The following is an 890-nucleotide window of genomic DNA, read 5'->3' on the forward strand; positions in this document are numbered from 1 at the left end:
GCGGATCCTGCTGGTCAGGACCGGTCCCGACCAGCATCGGATGATGATCACGCTGCACCACATTGTCCTCGACGGCTGGTCACTGGCGATCCTGATGCAGGAGCTGTGGACCGCGTACGAGGCCGAGGGCAATGGAAGCACTCTGCCTGCGGTGGTCTCCTATCGCGACTATCTGGAGTGGCTGGCAGGCCAGGACAGAGAAGCCGCGCGTGAGGCCTGGCGGGGAGCCCTGGCCGGGGCTGAGGAGCCGACGTTGGTGGCTCCGGTGGATCGGGATGCCGAGCTGGTGCATGGCGAGGTGGTGTCCGGTGAGGCCGATGAGGTTCTGAACGCGGGTCTGCGGGAGCTGGTCCGTGTTCATGGTGTGACGCTGAATACGGTGGTGCAGGCGGCGTGGGCGCTGCTGGTGGCCAAGCTGCTGGGCCGCCGTGATGTGGTGTTCGGCGCGAGCGTCGCGGGGCGGCCGGCTGATCTGCCGGGCATGGAATCGATGCTGGGTCTGTTCATTAACACCGTCCCCGTACGGGTACGGTTCGACCCCGCGCAGACGGTGGCGGGAATGCTGGTGCAGCTTCAGGCCGAGCAGTCCGCCCTCATGGACTTCCAGTATCTGAGCCTGAGCGACATCCAGCGCCTGGCGGGCGCGGGAGCCGCCTTCGACACCATCCTCGCCTTCGAGAACTTCCCGTCGGGCGGCGGCAACCAGGAAGCCCCGTCGGACGCCGAACCCCAGATGGCGGGACCCGGTGGCTTGAGGGTGTTCGAGTCTGGGATTCGGGAGTCGATCAGTTATCCGCTGGGGTTGATCGCCGGGCCGGTGGGTGGTCTGAAGTTGCGGATCAATTACCGTCCGGATCTGTTCTCGGCGGGTGAGGCGCGGGGGCTTCTGG

At 66.5% G+C, this 890-nt stretch carries 1 protein-coding gene; it reads left to right on the forward strand.

Annotation, left to right across the window (positions count from 1 at the left end; genetic code table 11):
- Positions 1-43: 43 nt before the first annotated feature.
- A partial coding sequence (locus tag IE247_RS33925; protein WP_229869531.1) for a condensation domain-containing protein occupies positions 44-890 on the forward strand: 847 nt, incomplete at its 3' end.

Source organism: Streptomyces inusitatus (assembly GCF_014651115.1).
Lineage (GTDB): Bacteria > Actinomycetota > Actinomycetes > Streptomycetales > Streptomycetaceae > Streptomyces > Streptomyces amakusaensis.